Raw genomic sequence first — 21315 nt, 5'->3', positions numbered from 1 at the left:
TTCCTGACGGATGATGGATGAGGGAAGGAATGAGGCACATGCATAAAAAAATCGTAGTCGCGGTTTCCGCTGTGCAGTTTCTTCTCTTAGCTTTAGTAGGGATTGTTGTTTCGGATGTCCATGACCGCTTTTTTCCGGAACAGCTGGATGTGAAAGCGAAAGTGACATTGGATTTTAGCCAGTCTGATTTGCGTCAGGAAGATGTGTTTCGACAGTTGGGGGCGATGAGCGATCGATGGGAATTAGGATTGATGAAAATCGCGCCAGATTTACGGGGGAATCAGTCAGGGCAGATCTTTGTTCAAGTGGGACAGAAAGGGGATTTTCCAAAGAGGATTCAGCGTTTTGGCCATGAGCCGGATGCCAAGATCCGCGATCGCCGCGCGTTGGCCCATTCGTTTGCCAATGGTGATTATTTGGTGACAGGGAAAACCGATCATATAGACGAGTTGAAACATTGGCTGGCGTCGCATCGGGTCGACCAGAAATGGAGCGAAGAAACACTGTTGACCATTCTCCAATTTTTGATTGTGCAAAGCGATTTCGGTGTAGCGCTATTGGCTGTTTCGATGTTGATGGTGTCGTTAGCCTTGTATTGGCTGGCGGTCAAGGCGAAAGGACGCGCCTTGCGTGTGTTGGCGGGAGTTCCGACGTCGCGCATCCAATGCGAGGATTTCAGCCGCTTTTTGCTGGCTATGGTTTTGGCTGCTTCTATATTGGACGTCTTGGCCGCTCTTTATGTAGGCTTTGTCCATGGATGGGGATTCGTGCCTTACTATAGTAAAGTATTGCTTTTGGCTGAGGCGATGGTGATCTCTTTGACAATGGCTTGCGCGTTGATTTTTTCTGTTGCCTCATGGCCGAATCCAGAGATGTTAGCGATGCGCGAACCTGCTGTCAAGCGTTTGGCCAGAAGTTCGGCTGTGTTGAAGCTGGCTGTATTTGCTTTCGTCCTTTCCACTGTTTCACCAGCGATTTCAGCTTATACGGGGCAAATCAAGATGACGAAAAAAAGATGGTGGGCCATTGGCATTGCCGTAGTGTTGGGCGGGGGGCTTTTGGTGGCAGGAGGAGGGATAGGTTTGTCGCTTATCCCGTTTCCAGGCAAGCAAGAATTCTCTCGACCTGAATGCGGAAAACTGCCGAGCCAATCGGAGGTGGAACGTGCATTGAGTCAGCACCGGGAGCTTGTCGCTCGCTTAGAGAACGTCGGGGAGGGCGTCAGCGTGAGAGTGGGGGCACCGTGCGGAGATCAAGCGGATGAAGCGCTCATCCGCATTGTTTAAAGAAGGAACGGGATGCAGTCTCCTCCATTTTGACTGACCACAGTTTCGGGGTTCCGGTTGAGCTAATTGAAAGATAAGACGGAATTAGTGTTGAGGTGTAAATGTGATCCATATCACATAACGCACCTGAATGTTGCGGTACAATGGAGGCCAAGGAGGGAACTGCCATGCGCGATTTCAATCAAAACCCGTTTATCGTCATTTGGGAGTTGACGCGGGCGTGCCAACTCAAGTGCCTTCATTGCCGCGCTGAAGCGCAATACCATCGCGATCCGCGCGAGTTGACGTTTGAGGAAGGGAAAAAACTGATCGATGAGATTTACGAGATGGATCAGCCGATGCTTGTTTTCACGGGTGGCGACCCGCTCATGCGCCCGGATGTGTACGATTTAGCGAAATATGCGATCGATAAAGGGCTGCGCGTGTCCATGACGCCGAGCGCGACGCCGAATGTGACGAAAGAGGCGATCCGCAAGGCGAAAGAAGTCGGCTTGTCGCGCTGGGCGTTCAGCCTTGACGGGCCGAACGCCGAGATTCACGACCATTTCCGCGGCACGAACGGCTCGTTTGCTCTCACGATCCGTGCGATTCACTACTTGCATGAGCTCGATATCCCTGTGCAAATCAACACCGTCATTTCGCGATACAACGTTCATGTGCTTGATGAGATGGCGGCGTTGGTGGAGAAGCTGAAATGCGTCCTTTGGAGCGTCTTTTTCCTTGTGCCGACAGGCAGGGGGAAGGAGGAGGATATGATTTCCCCCATCGAGCATGAGCGGGTGTTCCGCTGGCTGTATGAGACGAGCAAGCGCGTTCCGTTTGACATCAAAACGACGGCCGGCCAGCATTACCGCCGCGTCGTGCTGCAGGCGAAAAGGCGCGAAGGAAAAACAGCAAAAGGCGGCATCCGTTACGAAGACGTGTTGAACAAAGGCTTAACCGGGCAAGTCGACGGGCTTGGCCGCGCGCCGAAAGGGGTGAATGACGGCAACGGCTTTGTTTTTATCTCCCATATCGGCGATGTCTACCCGAGCGGGTTGCTGCCGGTCAAAGCCGGGAACGTCCGGGAAACGCCGCTGGCGGACATTTACCGGCACTCGCCGATTTTCCAAGACTTGCGCAATCCCGACAAATACAAAGGAAAATGCGGCGTCTGCGAGTTCCGATATGTGTGCGGCGGCTCACGCTCGCGGGCGTACGCGGTGACGGGGGACTATTTGGAAAGCGAGCCGTATTGTGTTTACATTCCAAAGGCGCTGCGGACAAAAGAGCGAAGCTAACGGTAAGAGGGCGGTGGAAAAAACGGGTGTTTCTTCAAATGGCGGCGTTGCCGCGTTCGTTAGACGGCTGTACGGGCGCCGACGTGGAATGTGTGTCCAAAACATACGGGGAAGGAGCAGGCGCCTTCCTCGTTTTTATCATCCTGAACCGAGAAGCCCCCCACTTCCACGCGTGAGCGGAAGTGGGGGATGAATCGGGATTGGCCGTCGCTCTTCCTCTTGCTTCCACAGAACAGAAGGTGTAAAGAACCGTGGGACGAACGGGGATGGCTTGGCGGACAGCCTGCCGTGGGGCAGGTGTTCCCAACAATCTCCCACCTCAAAGCTCAAGCGTAGGTGGAAGAGCGTTCAATGTTGAAAGATCATTCATGCTCCAAATGGACAATAAATGTCTCCGGCCCGGTCGGCGCCGCGCTTCCTCCTTTTGGTTCGAGGCTTGCTTTAATTTGCTTGAACTGTTTGACATCCTCGCCGGTGATGAAAATGCGCGCTGCTCCATGGCGGATCGTCAACAGCTCCCCTTTGACCTCGTTGTTGGCGTAAATGATCCACAATTGATAATCGCGGGCCGCAAACGGCGGCAATCCTTCAATTTCCATCAGCATTTCCTCCGTTTCATCGTTGAGCCAAACCGTGCCGTCCAGCTGTTGAAAGAACGCCGATGGTTCAATCGGAATTTGTTTTGTTGCTGGATTGTGAATAATTCTTTCGATCGGGATGTCGTCGTTTTGATTGACAATTTCGTACCGATACGCTCCGCCCGGTCGGCCATGCGAATCATCCCGCCCGCCGTCCGGAACAAAAAGGCGCAAGGCAAAAAGGGAGACGGCCAAAGCGATGCCGATCAATCCCGAAGCGATGCGGACCTTTCGCTGCGCGCGCGCTGTTTGTCTTTGCGCTTCCGCTTGGGCCCAAATTCGCTCTTTGTGAGAAAGGGGCGGTGCTTCATATTGGGCTGCCTCTTTAAGCCCAATGTCTTTCCACGCTTCAAGCAGGCGCTGGCATTCAAGGCAGTGCTTAAGATGGCTGGACACGTCTTCTTTTTCTTGCTCGGGCAGCGCGCCGAGCAGCCAATCGACGATTTTCGTTTCGGGAATATGGCTATGCTTCATGCTGTTCTTCACCTCTGCCAGCCTCCATCCAGTGGAACAACTCTTTTTGTTTCCGCAGATTGCGCAAGCCGTAGCGGATGAGCGACTTGACGGAGCCTAACGGTTTGTTCATAGCGGCGGCGATTTCCCGCTGGGTTTCCCCGCGAAAGTAAAAGTGAATGATCGCTTGCCGCTGCTCCTCGGGGAGATGGGTTAACGCATCGAGGATGACTTGTTGTTCCAGTTGGCGGAGAAAGTAGAATTCCGCCCCCTTTTCTTTTAAAGCCGCTTCCTCAAGGCGGCTCACTAGCAAATCTCGTTTCTTGCGCAGGCGGTCGAGCGACCGGCTTTTCGTTTTCACGGCAAGAAAGGCTTGAACGCTTCCCCGCTTTGGATCAAATTGGTGCGGTTTTTGCAAGATTTCGAGAAACACATCGTGGCTGACATCTTCCGCCTCGGCCTCGTTGCCGACGATTCGAAGAGCGATATGATAGACCATCGGAGCGTATTTTTCGTAAAAACGGTCAAAGGCGGCGCGCGAGCCTTCCGCAATTTCGGCAAGCAGCTCCACGTCTTCGCGGCGATCTTCCATCTTGCCCCACCTCCCGTCTTGACAGATGATCGGATGCAAGCTCCTACTGTCCATTTTATCATTTTTTTCCGCAAAACAAATCCGTTGTTCGATTTTCGTCGTATACGAAATGAAAACGAGAGGGAAGGAGTGAATGTGATGCGAAACAAGAGATGGATGATGCTCGTCATGATCTTGACGCTCTTTTCTCTTCTGCTTCCGATCCGCCCGATAGCGGCGGCAAGCGGTGTTGTTCTTTTTACGCCATACACCGGGCTTTCGGTGACACCCGGGGAAACGATCGACTATTCGGTCAATGTCATCAACAACGGCTCGGCGATTGAAAACGTCACGTTCTCGTTTGACGGTCTGCCGAAAGGATGGTCGACGTCGATGACCGCTGAGGGGAGAACGATTGAGCAGCTGTCCGTAAGAGGCGGAAAAGAAGAACAGGTCACGTTGGAAGTGACGGTGCCGCTTGATGCCGACAAAGGGGATTATCGTTTTTCCCTTGTCGCGAAAGGAGAAAGCGGCGTCTCCAAATTGCCCTTGCTTGTCCGCGTGACGGAACAAGGATCGTTCAAGACCGAACTGACGTCAGATCAGACGAACCTTGAAGGGCATGCCGACTCAAGCTTCACGTATGATGTCACGCTGAAAAACCGAACCGCCAAGACGCAAAATTACGCGTTAAGTTCGGCGGCGGAAAAAGGCTGGCAAGTCACGTTCAAATCGGAAGGCAATTCCGTGACGTCGGTGAAACTCGAGCCGAATGAGTCGAGAGACATCACTGTCGAGGTCAAACCGCCGGAAAATGTGAAAGCGGGCACATACAAAATCCCGATCAAAGCGCAAACGAGCGATACGTCGGCTGAGCTGACGTTAGAAGCGGTCATTACGGGCACGTATGAGCTCAAGCTGACGACGCCGTCAGGAAATTTGAGCACCGATGTGACGGCGGGGCATGAACGGGTGATCGATCTTGTCGTCAAAAACACCGGAAGCGCTCCGCTTTTGAACATCAATATGACGGCTGACGCTCCGCCTGATTGGGAAGTGGAATTCGATCAAAGCACGATCGCTCAGCTGAATCCCGGCCAGTCGAAAACCGTCAAGGCGAAAGTGAAAGCGTCGGATGAGGCGATCGCCGGGGATTATGTCGTCAACTTCCGCGCGCAAACGGCGGAAACGTCGGCGGAGGCGGCGTTTCGCGTGTCGGTCAAAACGTCGACCGTTTGGGGGGTTGTAGCCGTATTGATCATCGCGGGAGTGGCAGGCGGACTTTACTATTTGGTGAAAACGTACGGGAGGAGGTAAAGATGGAGACAGCGGCGATTATCGAGCTCGACAACCTTTGCAAAACATACGGCGGCCATCGGGCGGTTGACCACTTGTCCCTTTCGATTCAAAAAGGGGAAATTTTTGGCCTGCTCGGGCCAAACGGGGCGGGGAAAACGACGACGATTTTGATGATGCTCGGGCTTACCGAGCCGACATCCGGGGTGGTTCGGGTATGCGGGATCGATCCGGTGCGAAACCCGATTGAGGTGAAACGGAAAGTCGGGTATTTGCCGGATGATGTTGGGTTTTATCCTCATATGACAGGGATGGAAAATTTGTTGTACACGGCGGCGTTAAACGGCATTCCCCGCGCCGAGGCAGAAAAGCGGGCGTGGGAGCTGCTTGAGAAGGTGAAGTTGACCGATGCCGCCCATAAAAAAACGGGGACGTATTCACGCGGGATGCGGCAGCGGCTCGGCTTGGCCGATGTGTTGATGAAGCGCCCGGACGTGATCATTTTGGATGAGCCGACGTTGGGCATCGATCCTGAGGGAGTGCGCGAGCTGCTCCGGTTGATCCGCGATTTGAGCCGTCATGAGGGCATCACGGTTTTGCTGTCTTCGCATCAATTGCACCATGTGCAGCAAATTTGCGACCGGGTCGGCTTGTTTGTCGGCGGCCGATTGTTGGCCGAAGGGAATATCGAACGCTTGGCGCAGCAATTGTTTTTGCAAGATGCGTACGTCATTCATGTCGTCGCCTCGCCGCTCGATGACCGTTTGCTGGTGAAAATTGAAGCGATTCCGGGCGTCAACAAGGTCGAACGCACAGAAACCGGATTGGATGTATATTGCCAAACCGATGTGAGCGCCGCCATCAGCCAGACGATCATCGAAGCCGGATCTTCGCTGTTCCATCTCAGCCGGCGGGATTTTGGGCTTGATGAGATTTATCACCGCTATTTTGAAGGGAGGGATGGGCGTGAAGGCGAGTAACGAAGGGCGATGGGCAAACGATGTTGTTTCCTATGTGAAAAGATGGAGCGAACGGCTGAAGGCGGGGGTGCTTGATGGGAAGAAACAGACAAGAGGGGCCAACAGCGCCTTTTCCGCTATTGTCAAAAAAGAACTGGCCGATTATTTGACGAGCTGGCGCATGATCATTTTAATCGCCCTCATCTTGCTCACTTGCTTCGGGTCGCTGTATACGGCGATGACGACAATTCGCGACGCGTTGGATTCTTCGGACGAAGCGAAAGAAATCGCGAAAGGCGCCTACTTGTTTCTGAAACTGTTCACCGTCTCGGACGGGACGCTGCCTTCGTTTTTGACGTTTGTCAGCTTTCTTGGGCCGCTTCTTGGCATCGCGCTTGGGTTTGACGCCATCAATTCGGAGCGGAACCGGGGGACGTTAAGCCGGCTTATGGCGCAGCCGATTCCGCGCGATTATGTGATCAACGGCAAGTTTGCCGCGGCTCTTTTGTTGAACGCTGTGTTGTTTTTCTCTCTCGGCCTGCTTGTGACGGCATTGGGCATTTTGATCTTGGGCATTCCACCCACGTTCGAGGAATTTGCCCGCATCATATGCTTTTTGTTGTTATGCCTTGTGTATATCGCCTTTTGGCTGAATCTTGGCATTTTATTTTCCGTCATCTTCCGCCAGGCGGCGACATCCGCGTTGTCGTCGATGGCCGTTTGGCTGTTTTTCAATCTTTTCTACTCGATGATCGTGGAAGTGTTTGCGAAACCGTTTTTGCAGTCTGACGCCATTACGTCCGTCGAGCAGGCGGTCGGCCGTCAAGAGCTGGTGCTTGGCCTCATGCGGCTTTCGCCGAGCTATTTGTTCAATGAATCGACGACCGCTTTGCTTTCGCCAGACGTCCGAACGCTAGGGATCGTCACCGTTGAGCAAACAGCCGGCGCTGTTGCCGCTCCGCTGCCGTTCTCGCAAAGTTTATTGCTCATTTGGCCGCAAGCGACCGCGCTCATTGCCGCCACACTCATCTGCTTTGCGATCGCGTATTGGCTGTTTATGAGGCAGGAGATACGGGCGAGGGGGTGAGGGAACATACCGCTTTCAACAAGTGGTTTCGGAGGGGGAGCGTGTTCGTCTGAACAGCGTTCCTTATAGTTTTATATATGGAAAACGTTCTGCCGAATGATGTCCGTTCCTTTTGGGGACGGACTTTTTCTTTTTCTGTATGTGACAAAACCATGGCAGCGGTTTTGACAAAATGGTGACAACCAGCAGAAACGTGATCAACCTCACAAATCTATTTTCCATGCCTGCGTATGATGGAATTACAAACAAAGCCACATATTTTGAAAGTTAGGGAGGGGCTTTTCATGAATAAACAAAAAGCGCTGCTGCCGATTACGACATTCGCCATGATGTTTTCATTCGCCGTGTGGGCCGTGTTTTCGCCGCTTGCGAGCACGTTTCAACAAATGTATGGGCTGACATCGACGCAAAAAAGCATTTTGGTCGCCATTCCGGTGCTGCTCGGCTCGGTGATGCGGTTGCCGCTTGGAATCTGGACGGACCGGATCGGCGGGCGCAGGCTGTTTTCGCTGTTGCTGTTGTTTTTGATCGTTCCGCTTGTTGGCGCAGGGTTTGCCGACTCGTACGCGATGCTCATGTTTTGGGCGTTTTTCATCGGCATGGCGGGAACGTCGTTCGCGATTTCGGTGACGTTTGTGTCGCGCTTAACCCCGCCGGAAAAGCAAGGGACGGCGCTTGGAATCAACGCGATGGGGAATTTCGGCACAGCCGTCGCCGCGTTTTCCGTTCCATCGATTGCCGCATCGTTCGGTGTACCGTGGGCGTTTTGGGGGATGATCATTCCGGTTGTCATCATGCTCGTTCTCGTTTGGTTTTTCACACCGGATATGCCGAAACCGAAACAACAAAAAACGATGCGCGAATCGCTGTCGGTGTTGAAATATAAACATACGTGGACGTTGTCGCTCTTTTACTTCGTCACGTTCGGAGCGTTTGTCACCTTTGGCATTTACTTGCCGTCGCTGCTCGTTGACTTGTATGGATTGACCCCTGTGGATGCTGGGATGCGCGCAGCTGGGTTTACGGTGCTGGCGACGCTCGCGCGGCCAGTCGGCGGCTATCTTGGCGATAAAATCGGCGCTGAACGGGTGTTGGCATTTGTGTATGCCGGGATGACGCTTGGCGCCTTCACGATCGCGTTCGGAATGGAAAACATTTGGGTGATGACAGCGGCTTGTTTGTTTGTAGCCGTGATGTCTGGGCTGGGCAACGGCGCGGTGTTCAAACTCGTGCCGCAGCTGTTCCCAGCCGAAACGGGCGCCGTCACCGGCCTCGTCGGCGCTTGGGGCGGACTTGGCGGCTTTTTTCCGCCGATTGTCATGGGGATTATTAAAGACGCGACCGGTTCGTACGTGCTCGGGTTTTTGCTCCTTAGCTTGTTTACCCTTATTTGCTTTTTGCTGAATCGGCTCGTGTTTGGCAAAAAAGCCGGCGAACCGGCGAAGCGATTTGCTTCTTGAACGGAATGCCGTATAGAGGGGTTGAAAGCTTGTTTGCTTTTAGCCTCTTTTTTATTTGGGCGCGTTTTTCTGTTATTCAATGTGAGTATGCGTTTCACTATTGTTACATGAGTGAACTACCCACCACCTACGCTTCGCTTAGAGGTGGGGGCTTCAAGCGACTTGTGTGTGTTCGCCGAACGGTAAGCCACACACAAGAACCCTTTACGCTTCCCTTCGTTCCGAAGGTGTCCGTTCTAGCCATATTCTATCATACTCGTTGGCTAACGCCAACCGACATTCATCTCCCACTTTCACTTCGTTTAGAAGTGGGAGACTTCTTTCGGAAAGATGTTAAAATATATTGATCATTATTTCACAAATCATTCAAACATGACTGTCTGTTGGTGATACAAATCACCAGGGAAGAAGTGAAAATGCCGTACGTTAAAGGTGTAAATCAAATCATCGAAGGGGGAAGAACGATGAAACGAAGGATGTCTTCGCTATTGTCCGCCGCGTTGGCCGCTTCTCTTTTGGCCGCATGCAGCAACGGGGGAGGAGGAGAGGCAAAGGCGGAGAAGAAAAACGGAACAGCGGCAACTACGCAACAGCCTGTTGCGAACATGTTAGCGGCGCATAAAGGAGTGAACCAAGCACCGGTGCCGTTGAAAATGGAGCAGATCGGTCCGCATGACGTCCGCGTCGAAATGACGGCGCAAATCACTGACATTGAAATCGACAAAGGAAAAACGTATAAGGCATGGACGTTCAACGGCCAAGCGCCAGGGCCGCTCGTCGTCGTCAATGAAGGGGACGTGATCCATTTTACGTTAAAAAACATGGACCCAGCAATCCCGCACAGCATGGATTTTCATGCCGTCCATGCCGCTCCGTCGAAAGACTTTGTTGACGTGATGCCGGGCAAGTCAGGAACGTTCACGTATCCGGCGAACAACCCGGGTGTGTTTATGTACCATTGCGGCACGAAACCAGTCTTGCAGCATATCGCCAACGGCATGCACGGCGTGATCATCGTCAAGCCGAAAAACGGCTATCCGACCGATAAGGAAGTCGACCGCGAATATGTGCTGATCCAAAACGAGTGGTACAAATATAACGATATGAATGACTTCCAAAATGGGGTGCCAAGCTGCGTTGTTTTCTCGACGAAAGCGCTGAAGCCTGGTGATCCAAACACAAACGGGGACACGTTTACGCTGAAAGAAAAACCGTTGCTTGCCAAAGTCGGCGAGAAAATCCGCTTGTTTGTGAACAACGTCGGTCCGAACGAAGTGAGCTCGTTCCACGTTGTCGGCACTGTTTTCGATGATGTGTATCTTGACGGCAACCCGAACAACCATCTGAAAGGGATGCAAACAGTGATGCTTCCGGCAAGCGGCGGTGCGGTCGTCGAATTTACTGTCACCAAACCGGGAACATATCCAATCGTCACGCACCAGTTCAATGACGCGCAAAAAGGAGCCGTCGCCATGCTGAAGGTGACCGAAACCGGCGAAGACGACGGCACGGAAACAAGCGGACATTAATCCATCCCGTTTCCCCAAACGGGATGAATGCCGCCCAAAGCCCTATAGTTCCTAATTATACGGCGGTGAAAAGAAAAAGAAGTGATTCACATCACAACCGACAAGAAAAAAGAGAGCGTCCGGCCGGCCGGACGCTTTTTTCATCAGTGTCCTAAGACGGCTCGATCCGTTGTGTTGGCCTTGGCGTTTTGCTCACTCAATGCAGCAAATATCCGGTGGGCAGTCCTCGCATTGGATTTCGGTTTTTAAATAATTCAAATCGTGGACGGTAATTTTCCCACGCTTCATGGAAATGATTCCTTCTTGCTTTAACGCATTGAGCATCCGGTTGACGCTTTCGCGCGTCGTGCCGCAAAAGTTGGCTAAGTCTTGGTGTTTTAACGTTACGTCAATAAAAATGCTCCCATCTTCAAGCGGAATGCCATAGCTGTTGCAAAGGCGGATGAGCGTTGAATAAAGCGCCCCTTTTTTACCGTTCATAATTAAGTCGCGAAACTTCGTCTGTGTCCGCCGGACATGCTTGCTCATCCAGCGCATATATTCGAGGGTAAGGGGCGGATTGATCAGCAGCTGTTCCTCCAGTTCGGTTTTATTGACTACTGCTGCTTCACCGGGTTCGATCACTTTAGCCGTCAATAAATAACGCGGATCGTTGGTAAATAGTGTCAGCTCGCCGACGATTTCTCCGCTTCCGCAAATGCGGAAGCACATTTCTTTTCCGTCCGGGCAAATTTTGCTTACTTGCACTTTGCCAGAGAGGATCAAATACAATTCATTAGCCGGCATCCCTTCTTGGAACAAAAAGGAGTGCTTGCGAAGCGGAATCACTTTTTTCGACGATTGCAGCAAAGCGCGCAAATGGGAAAAATCACGGCTCACAGTTGCATTCATCGACAGCACCTCCATTCATTCAGCTATTTCTATTGTAAAAATGGTCACAGCGGGAGAGAGTGAAAAAAATCACCGGTTGCGACTTTTTGTGCGAGGCGTCACAATTTTTTCTAAATTGGTTTTTCCTTTTTCTATGTTACAATGTGAGTAGCATCACAGCATTGTACTGATTGTTTTCGTATGGTAAGAGGGAGACGGAACAGAGAGAGGTTCGTTGATGGAAGAGTTTTGGTCACCGGTCTGGTTATCGATAAAGGTTTCGCTTATATCTGGCCTCATCGTCGCTTGTTTAGGGACGATGGCGGCGAGGCGGATGGCGCGCTGCCGGTTTCGCGGGAAGACGATCGTGGAGACAGTGTTTTTGCTGCCGCTTGTATTGCCGCCGTCGGTCGTCGGGTTTTTGCTTGTTGTCTTGTTTGGGCGTCATAGCCTAATCGGACAGCTGGTGGAAAGGTGGTTTCACACAACGATATTGTTTACACCCGGCGCCGCGGTGATGGCGGCGGTTGTTGTGTCGTTTCCGCTCATGTACCAGGCGGCCAAAGCGGGGCTGGAGGCCGTCGACCCCGCCATTGAAGGAGCGGCGCGCATCGACGGGGCGAACGAGCGCCAAGTGTTTTGGCATATTTCACTGCCGCTGGCCCGACACGCTTTGTTGTCCGGAGCGGTGCTGTCGTTTGCCCGCAGCCTCGGGGAGTTCGGCGCAACGCTCATGTTTGCCGGAAACATCCCAGGCAAAACGCAAACGATCCCGACCGCCGTCTACATGGCCATGGAATCGGGGCGGATGGAGTTGGCGTGGGCATGGGTGGCGGTCACGATTGGATTGTCGTTTAGTTTATTGTCCTGTGCGGCGAAACTCGGCCGTTGGCAGCGATAAGGGGCAGGATGCTGGCACATCATGCGTGTCATGGAAGAAAGGAGGGAGCGCCATGGAAGAGCGCGACCAGGTGACGATCGCCGACCGCCTCGCCCGCCCGCTTCGTGATTTGCGGCTGTCGGTCATCGACCAATGCAACTTTCGCTGCGTCTACTGCATGCCCGCTGAAGTGTTCGGGCCGAATTTTCGCTTTTTGGCGGAAGACCAGCTGTTAACCGTTGACGAAATGGTGCTGTTGGCGGAATGTTTCGTCGAGCTTGGGGTCGAAAAAATCCGCCTGACCGGCGGCGAGCCGCTGCTTCGGCGCGATTTGGATGCGCTTATTGAGCGGTTGTCTATGATTCCCGGTTTGCGGGACGTTGCCCTTACGACAAACGGCATCCATTTGGTGAAATGGGCGAAACGGCTGAAAGCAGCCGGGTTGAAGCGCGTCAACGTCAGCTTGGATGCGTTGGACGATGACATTTTCCGCAACATGAACGGCATCGGCGTCGGCGCCGCTCCGGTGTTGAAAGGCATTGAAGCGGCGCGCAAGGCCGGGCTTGGCGTCAAAGTGAACATGGTCGTCAAAAAAGGATGGAACGATTCACAAATCGTGCCGATGGCGGCTTACTTTAAAGAATGGGGCATCCCACTTCGCTTTATTGAGTTCATGGATGTCGGCACGACGAACGGCTGGGATTTTTCCTATGTCGTGACGAAAAAAGAGATGTACGAGCAAATCAACGCCATGCACCCGCTCGAGCCGGTCGAACACGAGTACTTCGGGGAGGTGGCGAGCCGCTACCGCTACGTGGGCACGGACGTGGAAGTCGGCTTTATCGCCTCCGTGACCGAAGCGTTTTGCCGAAGTTGCACGCGGGCGCGCATTTCCGCCGACGGCAAGCTGTATACGTGCCTCTTTGCCTCGAAAGGCGTGTCCTTGAAAGACAAACTGCGCGCCGGAGCGGGGAAAGAAGAGCTGAAGGAGCTCATTACAGTCGTCTGGAACCGGCGGACGGACCGCTATTCGGAAGAACGGACGGCAGAAACGGCGAAACAACGGCCGAAAATTGAAATGTCGTATATTGGCGGGTAAGCAAACAGGATCGCTCCTTAACTCGGGAAGCGATCCTGTTTTTATGCGTTGGCCGCGTTTCAACCGTGCCGATGGCTTGTGGCGTTTACTTTGCTCACGCCTTCACCGCCGCCAATACGCGCGGGAAGAGGATGTTGTTTTCTAAATGAATGTGGGTGAACAAATCGTCTTCAAGCGCCGCAAGCCGGCTGTAGACGAGCCGATACGTGCCGCACGCGTCTTCCGGCGGGGTGAAATCGTTTGTGATGTCGCGAATGTCTTTGATGAGATCGCCAGCGGCGTCATGCTCATGGACGAGTTCGCGAACGGCCTGCTCGACCGCCTCCCGGTTTTCCGGCGACGGGTTGTCGACAAATTGCAAAATGAGCGGGAATGCGCCCGTTTCCTCTTTAATGAGATGTTGCTCAAGCTCCGTTTTTACCTCATGAAACAATTTATGCACGCGGGCTAGGTGCGGGTGGTGCATGCCGTGCACGCGCAACACTTTCGTGACATACAGGCTGAGCTGCGGCAGTTCCTCATTCAAATAGCGGTGGTGCGTGTTGATGATATGCTCGACCAAGTCGGCCAACGGCGCTTCGTTCCAGTTTCCGGCCGGCTTGTTTTGCGCCTCCGCGTAAAGGGCGTTCAGCTCGCGAAGGAGCGCTTCGCCATCCAGACCACGCTCTTCGATGGCTTCTTTGAACGGACGTTGCCCGCCGCAGCAAAAATCAATGCGATGCGCTTTCAACAAGTCAGCCGCTTTTGGAAATTGAGCAACAATATCGCCAATCAACGATTGTTCGGTAAACCGCTGTTCCATTCATCATCCCTCCATTGGTCCAATCGTTGCAGCTTCAGCATATCTTGTTTTGATCGCCAACGTTGTGACCCATCTCACACAAGCGAAAAAAAGCGGACAACAAGGAAATGTGATCAACATCACAACAACAGCCCGTTCTTTCCGGTACAATAAAACGGACGATATGAATAAGGAAAACAACTGTGAATGCGCTGCATAGAAGATGTGAACGGCCGAAAAAAGAGGGAGTCAGCATGTGGCTGCTGGTAGGAAGAAAAAAGATGATTTTGCAACATATTGATGATGCCAGCGTCGTTGATGAAAAATTGGCAAAACCATTAGACAGCTGCAAGATTGGCAATCATCGTGATGAAGCGATAAAATGGGCTTAGTGAAGTGAATGAGGGAAAGAAAGGGGAGAACACCGTTGGTCGAAAGACGAACCCCCATTCCCGTAGCGGAAGCCATCACCCGGGTGATGCGTTACGCTGGGAGAGGAGAAGAGGAGATCGTGCCGCTAAGGCAGTCGTACGGCCGCTATTTGGCCGAAGATTTGCGTGCCGACCATGACGTGCCGCCGTTTGACCGCTCGCCGTATGACGGATTTGCCATTCGCGCCGCCGACTCGGAAGGAGCGGGGCTGGATCGTCCGGTCGAGTTTGAAGTGATCGAAACGATCGGCGCCGGGCAAGTGGCGAAGCGGCCCGTCGGCCCATTTCAAGCGGTGCGCTTGATGACCGGGGCGCAAATTCCGGAAGGATGCGATGCCGTCGTCATGCTCGAGCTCGCCAAACAGTATGAGCGGGATGGAAAAACGTATATGTCGATTAAGCGCCCGTTCCGCCCTGGCGACAACATTTCGTTTCAAGGGGAAGATGCGAAAAAAGGACAGCCGCTCATCGAAAAAGGGACGCGCATCACTCCCGGGGTGGCGGCGCTCTTGGCGACGTTCGGCTATGCGGAGGTGAAAGTGGCAAAACGTCCGCGCATCGGCATTTTTGCGACCGGCAGCGAACTGCTCGACGTCTCGGAACCGCTTGTGCCGGGAAAAATCCGCAACAGCAACGCCTACATGATCGAGGCGCAAGTGCTCAAAAGCGGCGCCGAGCCGATTTATTTCGGCCAGTTGGCCGACGACCTCGAGGCGTGTTTTCATGCGGTGCGCGAGGCGCTCGATCAAGTGGACATGCTCATTACAACGGGCGGCGTCTCGGTTGGGGATTTCGATTATTTGCCCGCCATTTACGAGCGGCTCGGAGCGAACGTCTTGTTTAACAAAATCGCCATGCGCCCGGGAAGCGTGACGACCGTCGCGGAGTGGAATGGCAAGCTGCTGTTCGGTTTGTCGGGCAACCCGTCGGCGTGCTATGTCGGATACGAACTGTTCGTCCGCCCGGTCGTGCGCACGCGGTTGTTTTCCACGAAACCGTATTTGAAAAAAGCGAAGGCCACGCTTGGCGCCGAGTTTTCGAAACCGAACCCGTTCACCCGCTTCGTTCGCAGCCGGGTCGAGGCGGTTGAGGGTCGGCTTGTCGTGAAGCCGGTCGGCATGGACAAATCGAACATCGTCACCTCGCTTGCCTTTGCGAACGCCTTGATGGTGCTGCCGGGCGGAACGAGAGGGTTTGCGGCTGGCGATGAGGTGGACGTATGGCTTTTGGATGACGATGAGGGATCAAGCGAATGAACGTCTGGCAAGTCGTCGGCTATAAACATAGCGGCAAAACGACGCTGATGGAAAAATGGGTGGCGGCCGCGGTCCGGGAAGGATGGCGCGTCGGAACGGTGAAGCACCACGGCCATGGCGGCGAGCCCGCACGGCCCGAAGGCGTCGATTCCGTCCGCCACGAGCGGGCTGGGGCGGCGGCGACGGCGGTCGAAGGGGCCGGGCTGTTGCAGCTTCATCTTCGCCGCCCGTTATGGCGGTTGGATGATGTGTTGGCGCTTTATGCGCCGCTTCAGCTCGATCTTGTGTTGGTGGAGGGCTATAAACAAGAACGGCACCCGAAAGTCGTGCTTGTCCGTTCCGAGGAAGATTGGACGTCGCTTCAGCACCTCGCCGACATTCGCGCCGTCATCGCCTGGGCGCCGCTTTCCCGGCCGTTGCCGTACCCCGTGTTTTTGCTGGCTGATGAGGCCGAATATATCCCATGGCTCATGAATGAGGTGAGAAGGCGGACATGACCGAACCGTTGTTTGTCATTACCGATAGGCCGATTTCGGTCGAGGATGTGATGAAAAAAGTGATGCGCCCGGAAGCGGGGGCGGTTGCTGTCTTTGCCGGGACGGTGCGCGAATGGACGAACGGCAAGCGGACGCTCTTTTTGCAATATGAGGCGTACGTGTCAATGGCGGAGAAAATGCTTGCGCAAATCGGAGCGGAAATCGCCGAAAAATGGCCGGGGGCGAAAACGGCGATCACCCACCGGATCGGGCGGCTTGAGATCGGCGACATCGCCGTCGTCATCGCCGTTTCTTCGCCGCACCGCGCCGAAGCGTATGAGGCGAACCGCTATGCCATTGAGCGGATCAAGCAAATCGTGCCGATTTGGAAAAAAGAGCAATGGGAGGACGGAAGCGCCTGGGTGGGCGACCAGTTGGAAACGACGGCGTATCCGTCCGGAAAACCGGAGGTGAGTGAGGAATGATCCGCCTTTTATTTTTCGCCCATTTAGGCGAACAAATCGGTGAGCGGGAAGTGATGTGGCCGCACGTTCCGGAAACGGTGAAACAACTGAAAGACGAAGTGGAAGAGCGCTACGGCGTCTCGCTCGGGCGCGTCATGACCGCGGTCAATGAGGAGTACGCCCGCGACGAGTCGCCGCTTCATGCCGGCGACACGGTCGCCTTTATTCCACCGGTAAGCGGAGGATGAGACCAATGGAAAACAAAAGCAAATGGGTGATGCCAAAACAGCACGGCGCTTGGGCGATGCTCATCATCCCGTTTTGGCTCGGGGCGTACGCCGGCGGACTCTCCTGGATTCACGCGCCGCTTTTTCTGGCCTGGTTTGCCCTCTATTTGGCGACGTATCCGCTTTTGATGGCGGTGAAAACGAAACGGAACGACCCGTACGTGCCCGCCGCTATCCGCTACGGCGCCATCGCCGCTGCGGCGCTTGCCGTCTCGCTTTGGCAGCAGCCGGCGCTTTTCTACTTCGGGCTCGCCATGACGCCGTTTTTCCTCGTCAACACCTACTACAGCAAGAAAAAAAACGAGCGCGCCTTTTGGAACGACGCGGCGGCCATCGCGGCGTTTTGCGTCGGCGGCCTTGCCGCCTTTTACGCCGGACGCGGGGAGTTGACGCTTGAAGCATTTGAACTCGCCTTGTTTTCCTTCCTCTTTTTCATCGGCAGCACGTTTTACGTCAAGACGATGATTCGGGAAAAGAAAAATGAACGGTACAAATGGCTGTCATGGGGCTACCACGCCTTGTTGATCGTCGGCCTCATCGCCATCGGCGAGCCGTTCGCCGTTTTGGCCTACGCTCCGAGCGTCATCCGCGCCGTCTACTTATACGGCAAGTCGCTGCCGATCATGAAACTCGGCATGCTGGAAATCGCCAACGCGGCGTACTTTTTCATCGCGATGATCGTGCTTTACTCTTGAACGAACCCCAAACGGGAGGCGGCCATGACCGTTTGGGGTTTTTCGTTTGGTTAGGCGGGATTGCTTTTTCATTGCCCGAGCGTGATGTGAAATGGGCGTGAATGCCATGCAACGGTGTTGCAATGGATCGTTTCAAAAGCCTATCTCCTCTTCTTCTATGCTCGTTCTCAAATAAAGAAAGAAGGGAAACATCTCAACATTCATTATAGGATTGTAGACGTTCCAGCCCAAAGCCATGTCGAACTTTGTCTGTCGAAAATGATGGATGGCAGGGGGGAGGAAAGATACAATTTCTTTTTCAAGTACACTTTGTGATGAAGAGCCATTCAGGTTATCAATCTACTTGATTCTAACAACTAGCGAGGTGCCATCATATGCGGAAAAGGAAAGCTAAATGGTATTCATTAGGTGTGTTGATTAACCAATAATATCCATAAAAAGTATAGAAAAGCACCTTATGTGACGAAAAAAACAAATAATTCAAGGGTCTTCACCATTTTCTGTGATTTTCACTCAATCCCAGAAACATGTTAGCTGGATGAAATAGGTTCATCAGTCAGGATCCTTCTTCCGCATACAGACCATGAAGTTGGTAGAATGGAAACAGTCAAGTGCTTTCCTTGACGGGTTCCATTCTACCAACTATCATACCGATAGCGGAAGAAGAGAGCGCTTAGGCAGCCTGACTGCTTGTAGTGTTCCCTGTACACTCCAGAAATACACGCAAACGAAACCGTTCTAAATTTCGATAGCCGTATGCCCGGCGTTTGATGTTTTTGATCTTGTGGTTCGTCCCCTCGATTCGGGCATTGGTATATGAGCACAAAAAGTAGGAAAGAATCGGCTCCTTCCACCTTTCAAGCGTGTTGGCTGCTTCCTGAAAAGAAGTGAAAGGGCTCTGTTTAGCTAACTGAATCCATTCTTCCAAGCGTTCCTTTGCTTCGTGATATCCATCGGTTCGGTAAAAATCCCGAAACAACTCTTTGAGATAATAAGCAATGGAGAGTACCGGATACTCCTCCAAGATATCGTCTAATCGACGCCGTTGGTCCTTACGAAGCTTTTCACAGCCTTTTAAGAGAAGATATCGAGCCTTTTTCAATGGAGAACATTCCTTTCTTGCTTGATCCAAGGCTTGTGTCACTTTTTGAACCACATGGTACTTATCGATGACAATCGAAGCAGATGGAAACAGGGCGCGAACCGCCTTATGATAAGGTTCCCACATGTCCAGAATCACCGTTTGAACCCTTTCTTTCGACAGGACATTTTGGCTCAACAAGTGGATGGCGGAGTTACATTGGCGATCGGCATGCATTCCCATGACCGATCCAGCTTTGACATCCATCAATACGGTTTCATACTGATGTCCCTTTTTTACCGCGATTTCATCTAAGCTAAGCACCATCCCTTCCGGACAAGATGCCTCCATTGTGTTTTGACGCTCTTTTGCTTTTTTTGATGCGATGGAGTAGTAGATGCGTTCCAATGTCGTATAGGGGATGCGCTGCTTTCGACTAACCTCTTGAATGGTGGAGCCTTCACAAAGTTCATACAAGTGCTCACAAAATCGACTAGTGTAATGTTGATTGGGTTCAATCGATTCCAAAGAGGCAGAAAACACTTGGGAACCATTCCAGCACCGATAGCGCTTTACCTTTACGAACAAGTACACCGGCTGATGGAAAATCGCTAAATCCCGTACTTTTCTTGTCCGTCTGTCGTGGACAGAGGAAGTGGCAACCCCACAATGAGGGCAACGTTCCTGTGTCTCTGTTTTCTCTACATGAATCGCATAACCATAGGAATGAAGTTCTTGTTTAATCACTTTTAATTCTGGCAATCCTAGTGGTATCGAAAGCACTTACGAGACCTCCTTAATGTTGATTTCACCACTAACATTATGGCCAGGATCTCGTCAGTGCTTTCTCTTTTTTGTCACTAAATCACAAAATTTGGTGATGAACCATTAATTTTATGTAAAAATTATCGTTGAACCCTACGCAAGGACCTATTTCTATTTTTAGAAAAAATATCTATTTAAAATTCATAAAAAATACTGATAATTTTGTATAGACAATCTTTTTCGGGGGGGTGGAGATTGTTTTGTTGTCGAGAATTTTTTTGATTGTCGCGTCGGTCTTCTTCTTTGTTGCAACACTTCCTCTCTCATCGCATGCTCTCGCAGCCAGAGTCAGCGGATTCGATTTTCAACCTGGAGATATTCTTGTCACAAAGAACACACGGTCAGCTGCTTTTGTCGGACACGCAGGAATTGTCGATCAGTCAGGAAAATATTTTGTTAGCATAGCGGGACCAGGTCACTTTCCTGCTAGATATTCCATCCAATGGTGGCTTGAACGCTACCCGAGCACAAAAGTCGTTCGCTACAAATCGGCCAACGCCGCAAAACAAGCTGGAGCATACGCATATCAAAATTATGTGATAGGAAAATACAAAAAACAACCTTACCGAATCACGAACAATCCTAAGGATCGAACCTATTTATATTGTTCCGAAATTGTTTGGCAATCTTATTATTACGGAGCAAACACGCCTTATTATAACTTTGCGACAAAACCATTTAAAAAAGTGATCCCTACGATTATTGCTCCATACGACTATCTTAACAAAACTCTCCAAAAACTGAACGGGTTCTCAACGGTTCATTCTTTCAATTGGCCATAGAGAAAAAGAACGCTATTTAAGCGTTCTTTTTCTCTATCAACCCTCAATCAACCCCTTGCCCGATCAACACAACATCTGTCTTGCTCCGATCCTTCCAGCTGTAATAATAAACGACGGAAGGATCTTTTTTGAAAACGACATATACCTCATAAGGAAGAACCCCGCCTTTGAAATAATTATATTGAACCCCTATTTTCTTTACATCCTCCATTTCGTGCCCCTCTTTTGCTATTTTCATGGAAACCGCAGAAAGAAGATGCTCCCGCTCTCGAACATCCCCTACCATCACGGTTTTTTCGTAATACAAATATCCCGCACTCCCCAACGAAAAAATGAGCAAACCAATGAACACTAAACGCTTCCATTTCCGACTCAACAGAATCCCTCCTTTTTTTTTATAATATACAAAAAATCCCCTCTATCACAACTATTGCGTTGTTTTATTTTTATGTTCTTCGCACGAAAGAGGATATCCTTTCGGAAAAGATCCATGGGCAGCGTGCTTTGCCCTCCACCCGGCATGAAAATGACTGCTCAAGGCGCTGCATTTTCACGGAAAAGTTCCATGAGCAATTTTTGCTCTCCACCCGGGCATGAAAATGACTCATCGGGGCGCATGCATTTTCACGGAAAAAGTATAGAAAAGCACCTTATGTGACACAAAAAACAAATAATTCAAATTTATATTGACAATTTTAGTAAAGAAGAAATATAATCTAATTGTAAAATAAAGGTTAAAAAAGGGGCGGATAGTTGCCGTCAAAATGTTTCGCACTTAGAGATAGTGGGCAGATCGCGTTGCTTGGCTGCTTTTGGAGGACATAATTTT

The 21315-nt window shown here is 51.9% G+C and carries 22 protein-coding genes; 16 read left to right on the top strand and 6 right to left on the bottom strand.

The window, feature by feature from the left end; genetic code table 11:
- Window positions 1-38: 38 nt before the first annotated feature.
- Both B9L19_RS14575 and B9L19_RS14565 read left to right on the top strand, forming a co-directional pair.
- On the top strand, window positions 39-1286 hold the full coding sequence (locus tag B9L19_RS14575) for a hypothetical protein (protein WP_241772025.1): 1248 nt from the start codon (window positions 39-41) through the stop codon (window positions 1284-1286).
- Window positions 1287-1453: 167 nt separating this feature from the next.
- Window positions 1454-2566 (top strand): TIGR04053 family radical SAM/SPASM domain-containing protein, encoded by a 1113-nt coding sequence (locus B9L19_RS14565; protein WP_033024220.1) that lies wholly within the window; start codon window positions 1454-1456, stop codon window positions 2564-2566.
- Window positions 2567-2928: 362 nt separating this feature from the next.
- On the opposite strand, the gene B9L19_RS14560 is transcribed toward B9L19_RS14565, so the two are convergent.
- Together B9L19_RS14560 and B9L19_RS14555 are read right to left on the bottom strand one after the other, a co-directional pair.
- Window positions 2929-3678 (bottom strand): anti-sigma factor, encoded by a 750-nt coding sequence (locus tag B9L19_RS14560; RefSeq protein ID WP_198527176.1) that lies wholly within the window; start codon window positions 3676-3678, stop codon window positions 2929-2931.
- Window positions 3668-4249, bottom strand: a complete 582-nt coding sequence (locus B9L19_RS14555) for a sigma-70 family RNA polymerase sigma factor (protein WP_047753538.1) — start codon at window positions 4247-4249, stop codon at window positions 3668-3670. The genes B9L19_RS14560 and B9L19_RS14555 overlap by 11 nt, the downstream gene beginning before the upstream one ends.
- Before the next feature lie 138 nt (window positions 4250-4387).
- Between B9L19_RS14555 and B9L19_RS14550 the strand changes: the two genes are divergently transcribed.
- The 5 genes from B9L19_RS14550 (at window position 4388) to B9L19_RS14525 (ending at window position 10559) form a co-directional block, all read left to right on the top strand.
- Window positions 4388-5545 (top strand): COG1470 family protein, encoded by a 1158-nt coding sequence (locus tag B9L19_RS14550; RefSeq protein ID WP_425268988.1) that lies wholly within the window; start codon window positions 4388-4390, stop codon window positions 5543-5545.
- 2 nt (window positions 5546-5547) lie between these two features.
- The gene (locus B9L19_RS14545) at window positions 5548-6504 is read left to right on the top strand and encodes an ABC transporter ATP-binding protein (protein WP_047753537.1); all 957 of its coding nucleotides are present in this window, start codon (window positions 5548-5550) and stop codon (window positions 6502-6504) included.
- The gene (locus B9L19_RS14540) at window positions 6491-7570 is read left to right on the top strand and encodes an ABC transporter permease (RefSeq protein ID WP_025950029.1); all 1080 of its coding nucleotides are present in this window, start codon (window positions 6491-6493) and stop codon (window positions 7568-7570) included. The genes B9L19_RS14545 and B9L19_RS14540 overlap by 14 nt, the downstream gene beginning before the upstream one ends.
- Window positions 7571-7854: 284 nt before the next feature.
- Window positions 7855-9030 (top strand): MFS transporter, encoded by a 1176-nt coding sequence (locus tag B9L19_RS14535; RefSeq protein ID WP_047753536.1) that lies wholly within the window; start codon window positions 7855-7857, stop codon window positions 9028-9030.
- Between the two features lie 464 nt (window positions 9031-9494).
- The gene (locus B9L19_RS14525; protein WP_047753535.1) at window positions 9495-10559 is read left to right on the top strand and encodes a multicopper oxidase domain-containing protein; all 1065 of its coding nucleotides are present in this window, start codon (window positions 9495-9497) and stop codon (window positions 10557-10559) included.
- A 192-nt stretch (window positions 10560-10751) separates the two neighbouring features.
- Here B9L19_RS14525 and B9L19_RS14520 read toward each other — a convergent pair whose 3' ends face one another.
- Window positions 10752-11465, bottom strand: coding sequence for a Crp/Fnr family transcriptional regulator (locus B9L19_RS14520; RefSeq protein ID WP_425268987.1), 714 nt, complete (start codon window positions 11463-11465; stop codon window positions 10752-10754).
- Between the two features lie 202 nt (window positions 11466-11667).
- Here B9L19_RS14520 and modB point away from each other — a divergent pair, with 202 nt between their 5' ends.
- Both modB and moaA read left to right on the top strand, forming a co-directional pair.
- Window positions 11668-12330: a molybdate ABC transporter permease subunit gene (modB, locus tag B9L19_RS14515; protein ID WP_047753533.1), complete on the top strand. Its 663-nt coding sequence runs from the start codon at window positions 11668-11670 to the stop codon at window positions 12328-12330.
- 52 nt (window positions 12331-12382) lie between these two features.
- The gene (gene moaA, locus B9L19_RS14510; RefSeq protein WP_047753532.1) at window positions 12383-13408 is read left to right on the top strand and encodes a GTP 3',8-cyclase MoaA; all 1026 of its coding nucleotides are present in this window, start codon (window positions 12383-12385) and stop codon (window positions 13406-13408) included.
- Between the two features lie 94 nt (window positions 13409-13502).
- On the opposite strand, the gene ric is transcribed toward moaA, so the two are convergent.
- On the bottom strand, window positions 13503-14210 hold the full coding sequence (gene ric / locus B9L19_RS14505; RefSeq protein ID WP_047753531.1) for an iron-sulfur cluster repair di-iron protein: 708 nt from the start codon (window positions 14208-14210) through the stop codon (window positions 13503-13505).
- 233 nt (window positions 14211-14443) lie between these two features.
- Here ric and B9L19_RS19100 point away from each other — a divergent pair, with 233 nt between their 5' ends.
- Genes B9L19_RS19100 through B9L19_RS14475 form a run of 6 tightly spaced genes read left to right on the top strand, consistent with a single transcriptional unit; the run spans window position 14444 to window position 17798 of the window.
- The gene (locus B9L19_RS19100; RefSeq protein WP_157720887.1) at window positions 14444-14581 is read left to right on the top strand and encodes a hypothetical protein; all 138 of its coding nucleotides are present in this window, start codon (window positions 14444-14446) and stop codon (window positions 14579-14581) included.
- A 35-nt stretch (window positions 14582-14616) separates the two neighbouring features.
- Window positions 14617-15876, top strand: coding sequence for a molybdopterin molybdotransferase MoeA (locus tag B9L19_RS14495; protein ID WP_089113966.1), 1260 nt, complete (start codon window positions 14617-14619; stop codon window positions 15874-15876).
- Window positions 15873-16373: a molybdopterin-guanine dinucleotide biosynthesis protein B gene (gene mobB / locus B9L19_RS14490; protein ID WP_047753527.1), complete on the top strand. Its 501-nt coding sequence runs from the start codon at window positions 15873-15875 to the stop codon at window positions 16371-16373. The genes B9L19_RS14495 and mobB overlap by 4 nt, the downstream gene beginning before the upstream one ends.
- Window positions 16370-16837 (top strand): molybdenum cofactor biosynthesis protein MoaE, encoded by a 468-nt coding sequence (locus tag B9L19_RS14485; protein ID WP_011230276.1) that lies wholly within the window; start codon window positions 16370-16372, stop codon window positions 16835-16837. The genes mobB and B9L19_RS14485 overlap by 4 nt, the downstream gene beginning before the upstream one ends.
- Window positions 16834-17064, top strand: a complete 231-nt coding sequence (gene moaD, locus B9L19_RS14480; protein ID WP_011230277.1) for a molybdopterin converting factor subunit 1 — start codon at window positions 16834-16836, stop codon at window positions 17062-17064. Before B9L19_RS14485 ends, moaD begins: the two co-directional genes overlap by 4 nt.
- A 5-nt stretch (window positions 17065-17069) precedes the next feature.
- Window positions 17070-17798: a YwiC-like family protein gene (locus B9L19_RS14475; RefSeq protein ID WP_047753526.1), complete on the top strand. Its 729-nt coding sequence runs from the start codon at window positions 17070-17072 to the stop codon at window positions 17796-17798.
- 673 nt (window positions 17799-18471) lie between these two features.
- Here the strand turns inward: B9L19_RS14475 and B9L19_RS14470 are convergent.
- The gene (locus B9L19_RS14470) at window positions 18472-19662 is read right to left on the bottom strand and encodes an ISL3 family transposase (RefSeq protein WP_047753525.1); all 1191 of its coding nucleotides are present in this window, start codon (window positions 19660-19662) and stop codon (window positions 18472-18474) included.
- Between the two features lie 230 nt (window positions 19663-19892).
- Here B9L19_RS14470 and B9L19_RS14465 point away from each other — a divergent pair, with 230 nt between their 5' ends.
- The gene (locus tag B9L19_RS14465; protein ID WP_128733434.1) at window positions 19893-20486 is read left to right on the top strand and encodes a C40 family peptidase; all 594 of its coding nucleotides are present in this window, start codon (window positions 19893-19895) and stop codon (window positions 20484-20486) included.
- Window positions 20487-20529: 43 nt separating this feature from the next.
- Here the strand turns inward: B9L19_RS14465 and B9L19_RS14460 are convergent, their stop codons facing one another.
- Window positions 20530-20862: a DUF3139 domain-containing protein gene (locus tag B9L19_RS14460; RefSeq protein WP_025950016.1), complete on the bottom strand. Its 333-nt coding sequence runs from the start codon at window positions 20860-20862 to the stop codon at window positions 20530-20532.
- Between the last annotated feature and the right edge of the window lie 453 nt (window positions 20863-21315).

The organism is Geobacillus thermocatenulatus, from assembly GCF_002217655.1.
Taxonomy (GTDB): Bacteria; Bacillota; Bacilli; order Bacillales; family Anoxybacillaceae; genus Geobacillus; species Geobacillus thermocatenulatus.
Note: the sequence above shows the minus strand (reverse complement) of the source record. Positions and strands in the feature narration are given on the sequence as shown.

Excerpts from the sequence above, each read along its gene's own strand:
- ric (WP_047753531.1), bottom strand. The coding sequence starts at position 14,210 with ATGGAACAGCGGTTTACCGAACAATCGTTGATTGGCGATATTGTTGCT.
- B9L19_RS14550 (WP_425268988.1), top strand. The coding sequence starts at position 4,388 with ATGCGAAACAAGAGATGGATGATGCTCGTCATGATCTTGACGCTCTTT.
- moaA (WP_047753532.1), top strand. The coding sequence starts at position 12,383 with ATGGAAGAGCGCGACCAGGTGACGATCGCCGACCGCCTCGCCCGCCCG.
- B9L19_RS14565 (WP_033024220.1), top strand. The coding sequence starts at position 1,454 with ATGCGCGATTTCAATCAAAACCCGTTTATCGTCATTTGGGAGTTGACG.
- B9L19_RS14545 (WP_047753537.1), top strand. The coding sequence starts at position 5,548 with ATGGAGACAGCGGCGATTATCGAGCTCGACAACCTTTGCAAAACATAC.
- B9L19_RS19100 (WP_157720887.1), top strand. The coding sequence starts at position 14,444 with ATGTGGCTGCTGGTAGGAAGAAAAAAGATGATTTTGCAACATATTGAT.
- B9L19_RS14525 (WP_047753535.1), top strand. The coding sequence starts at position 9,495 with ATGAAACGAAGGATGTCTTCGCTATTGTCCGCCGCGTTGGCCGCTTCT.
- B9L19_RS14520 (WP_425268987.1), bottom strand. The coding sequence starts at position 11,465 with ATGGAGGTGCTGTCGATGAATGCAACTGTGAGCCGTGATTTTTCCCAT.
- B9L19_RS14535 (WP_047753536.1), top strand. The coding sequence starts at position 7,855 with ATGAATAAACAAAAAGCGCTGCTGCCGATTACGACATTCGCCATGATG.
- B9L19_RS14475 (WP_047753526.1), top strand. The coding sequence starts at position 17,070 with ATGGAAAACAAAAGCAAATGGGTGATGCCAAAACAGCACGGCGCTTGG.
- B9L19_RS14555 (WP_047753538.1), bottom strand. The coding sequence starts at position 4,249 with ATGGAAGATCGCCGCGAAGACGTGGAGCTGCTTGCCGAAATTGCGGAA.
- mobB (WP_047753527.1), top strand. The coding sequence starts at position 15,873 with ATGAACGTCTGGCAAGTCGTCGGCTATAAACATAGCGGCAAAACGACG.
- B9L19_RS14560 (WP_198527176.1), bottom strand. The coding sequence starts at position 3,678 with ATGAAGCATAGCCATATTCCCGAAACGAAAATCGTCGATTGGCTGCTC.
- B9L19_RS14485 (WP_011230276.1), top strand. The coding sequence starts at position 16,370 with ATGACCGAACCGTTGTTTGTCATTACCGATAGGCCGATTTCGGTCGAG.
- modB (WP_047753533.1), top strand. The coding sequence starts at position 11,668 with ATGGAAGAGTTTTGGTCACCGGTCTGGTTATCGATAAAGGTTTCGCTT.
- moaD (WP_011230277.1), top strand. The coding sequence starts at position 16,834 with ATGATCCGCCTTTTATTTTTCGCCCATTTAGGCGAACAAATCGGTGAG.
- B9L19_RS14575 (WP_241772025.1), top strand. The coding sequence starts at position 39 with ATGCATAAAAAAATCGTAGTCGCGGTTTCCGCTGTGCAGTTTCTTCTC.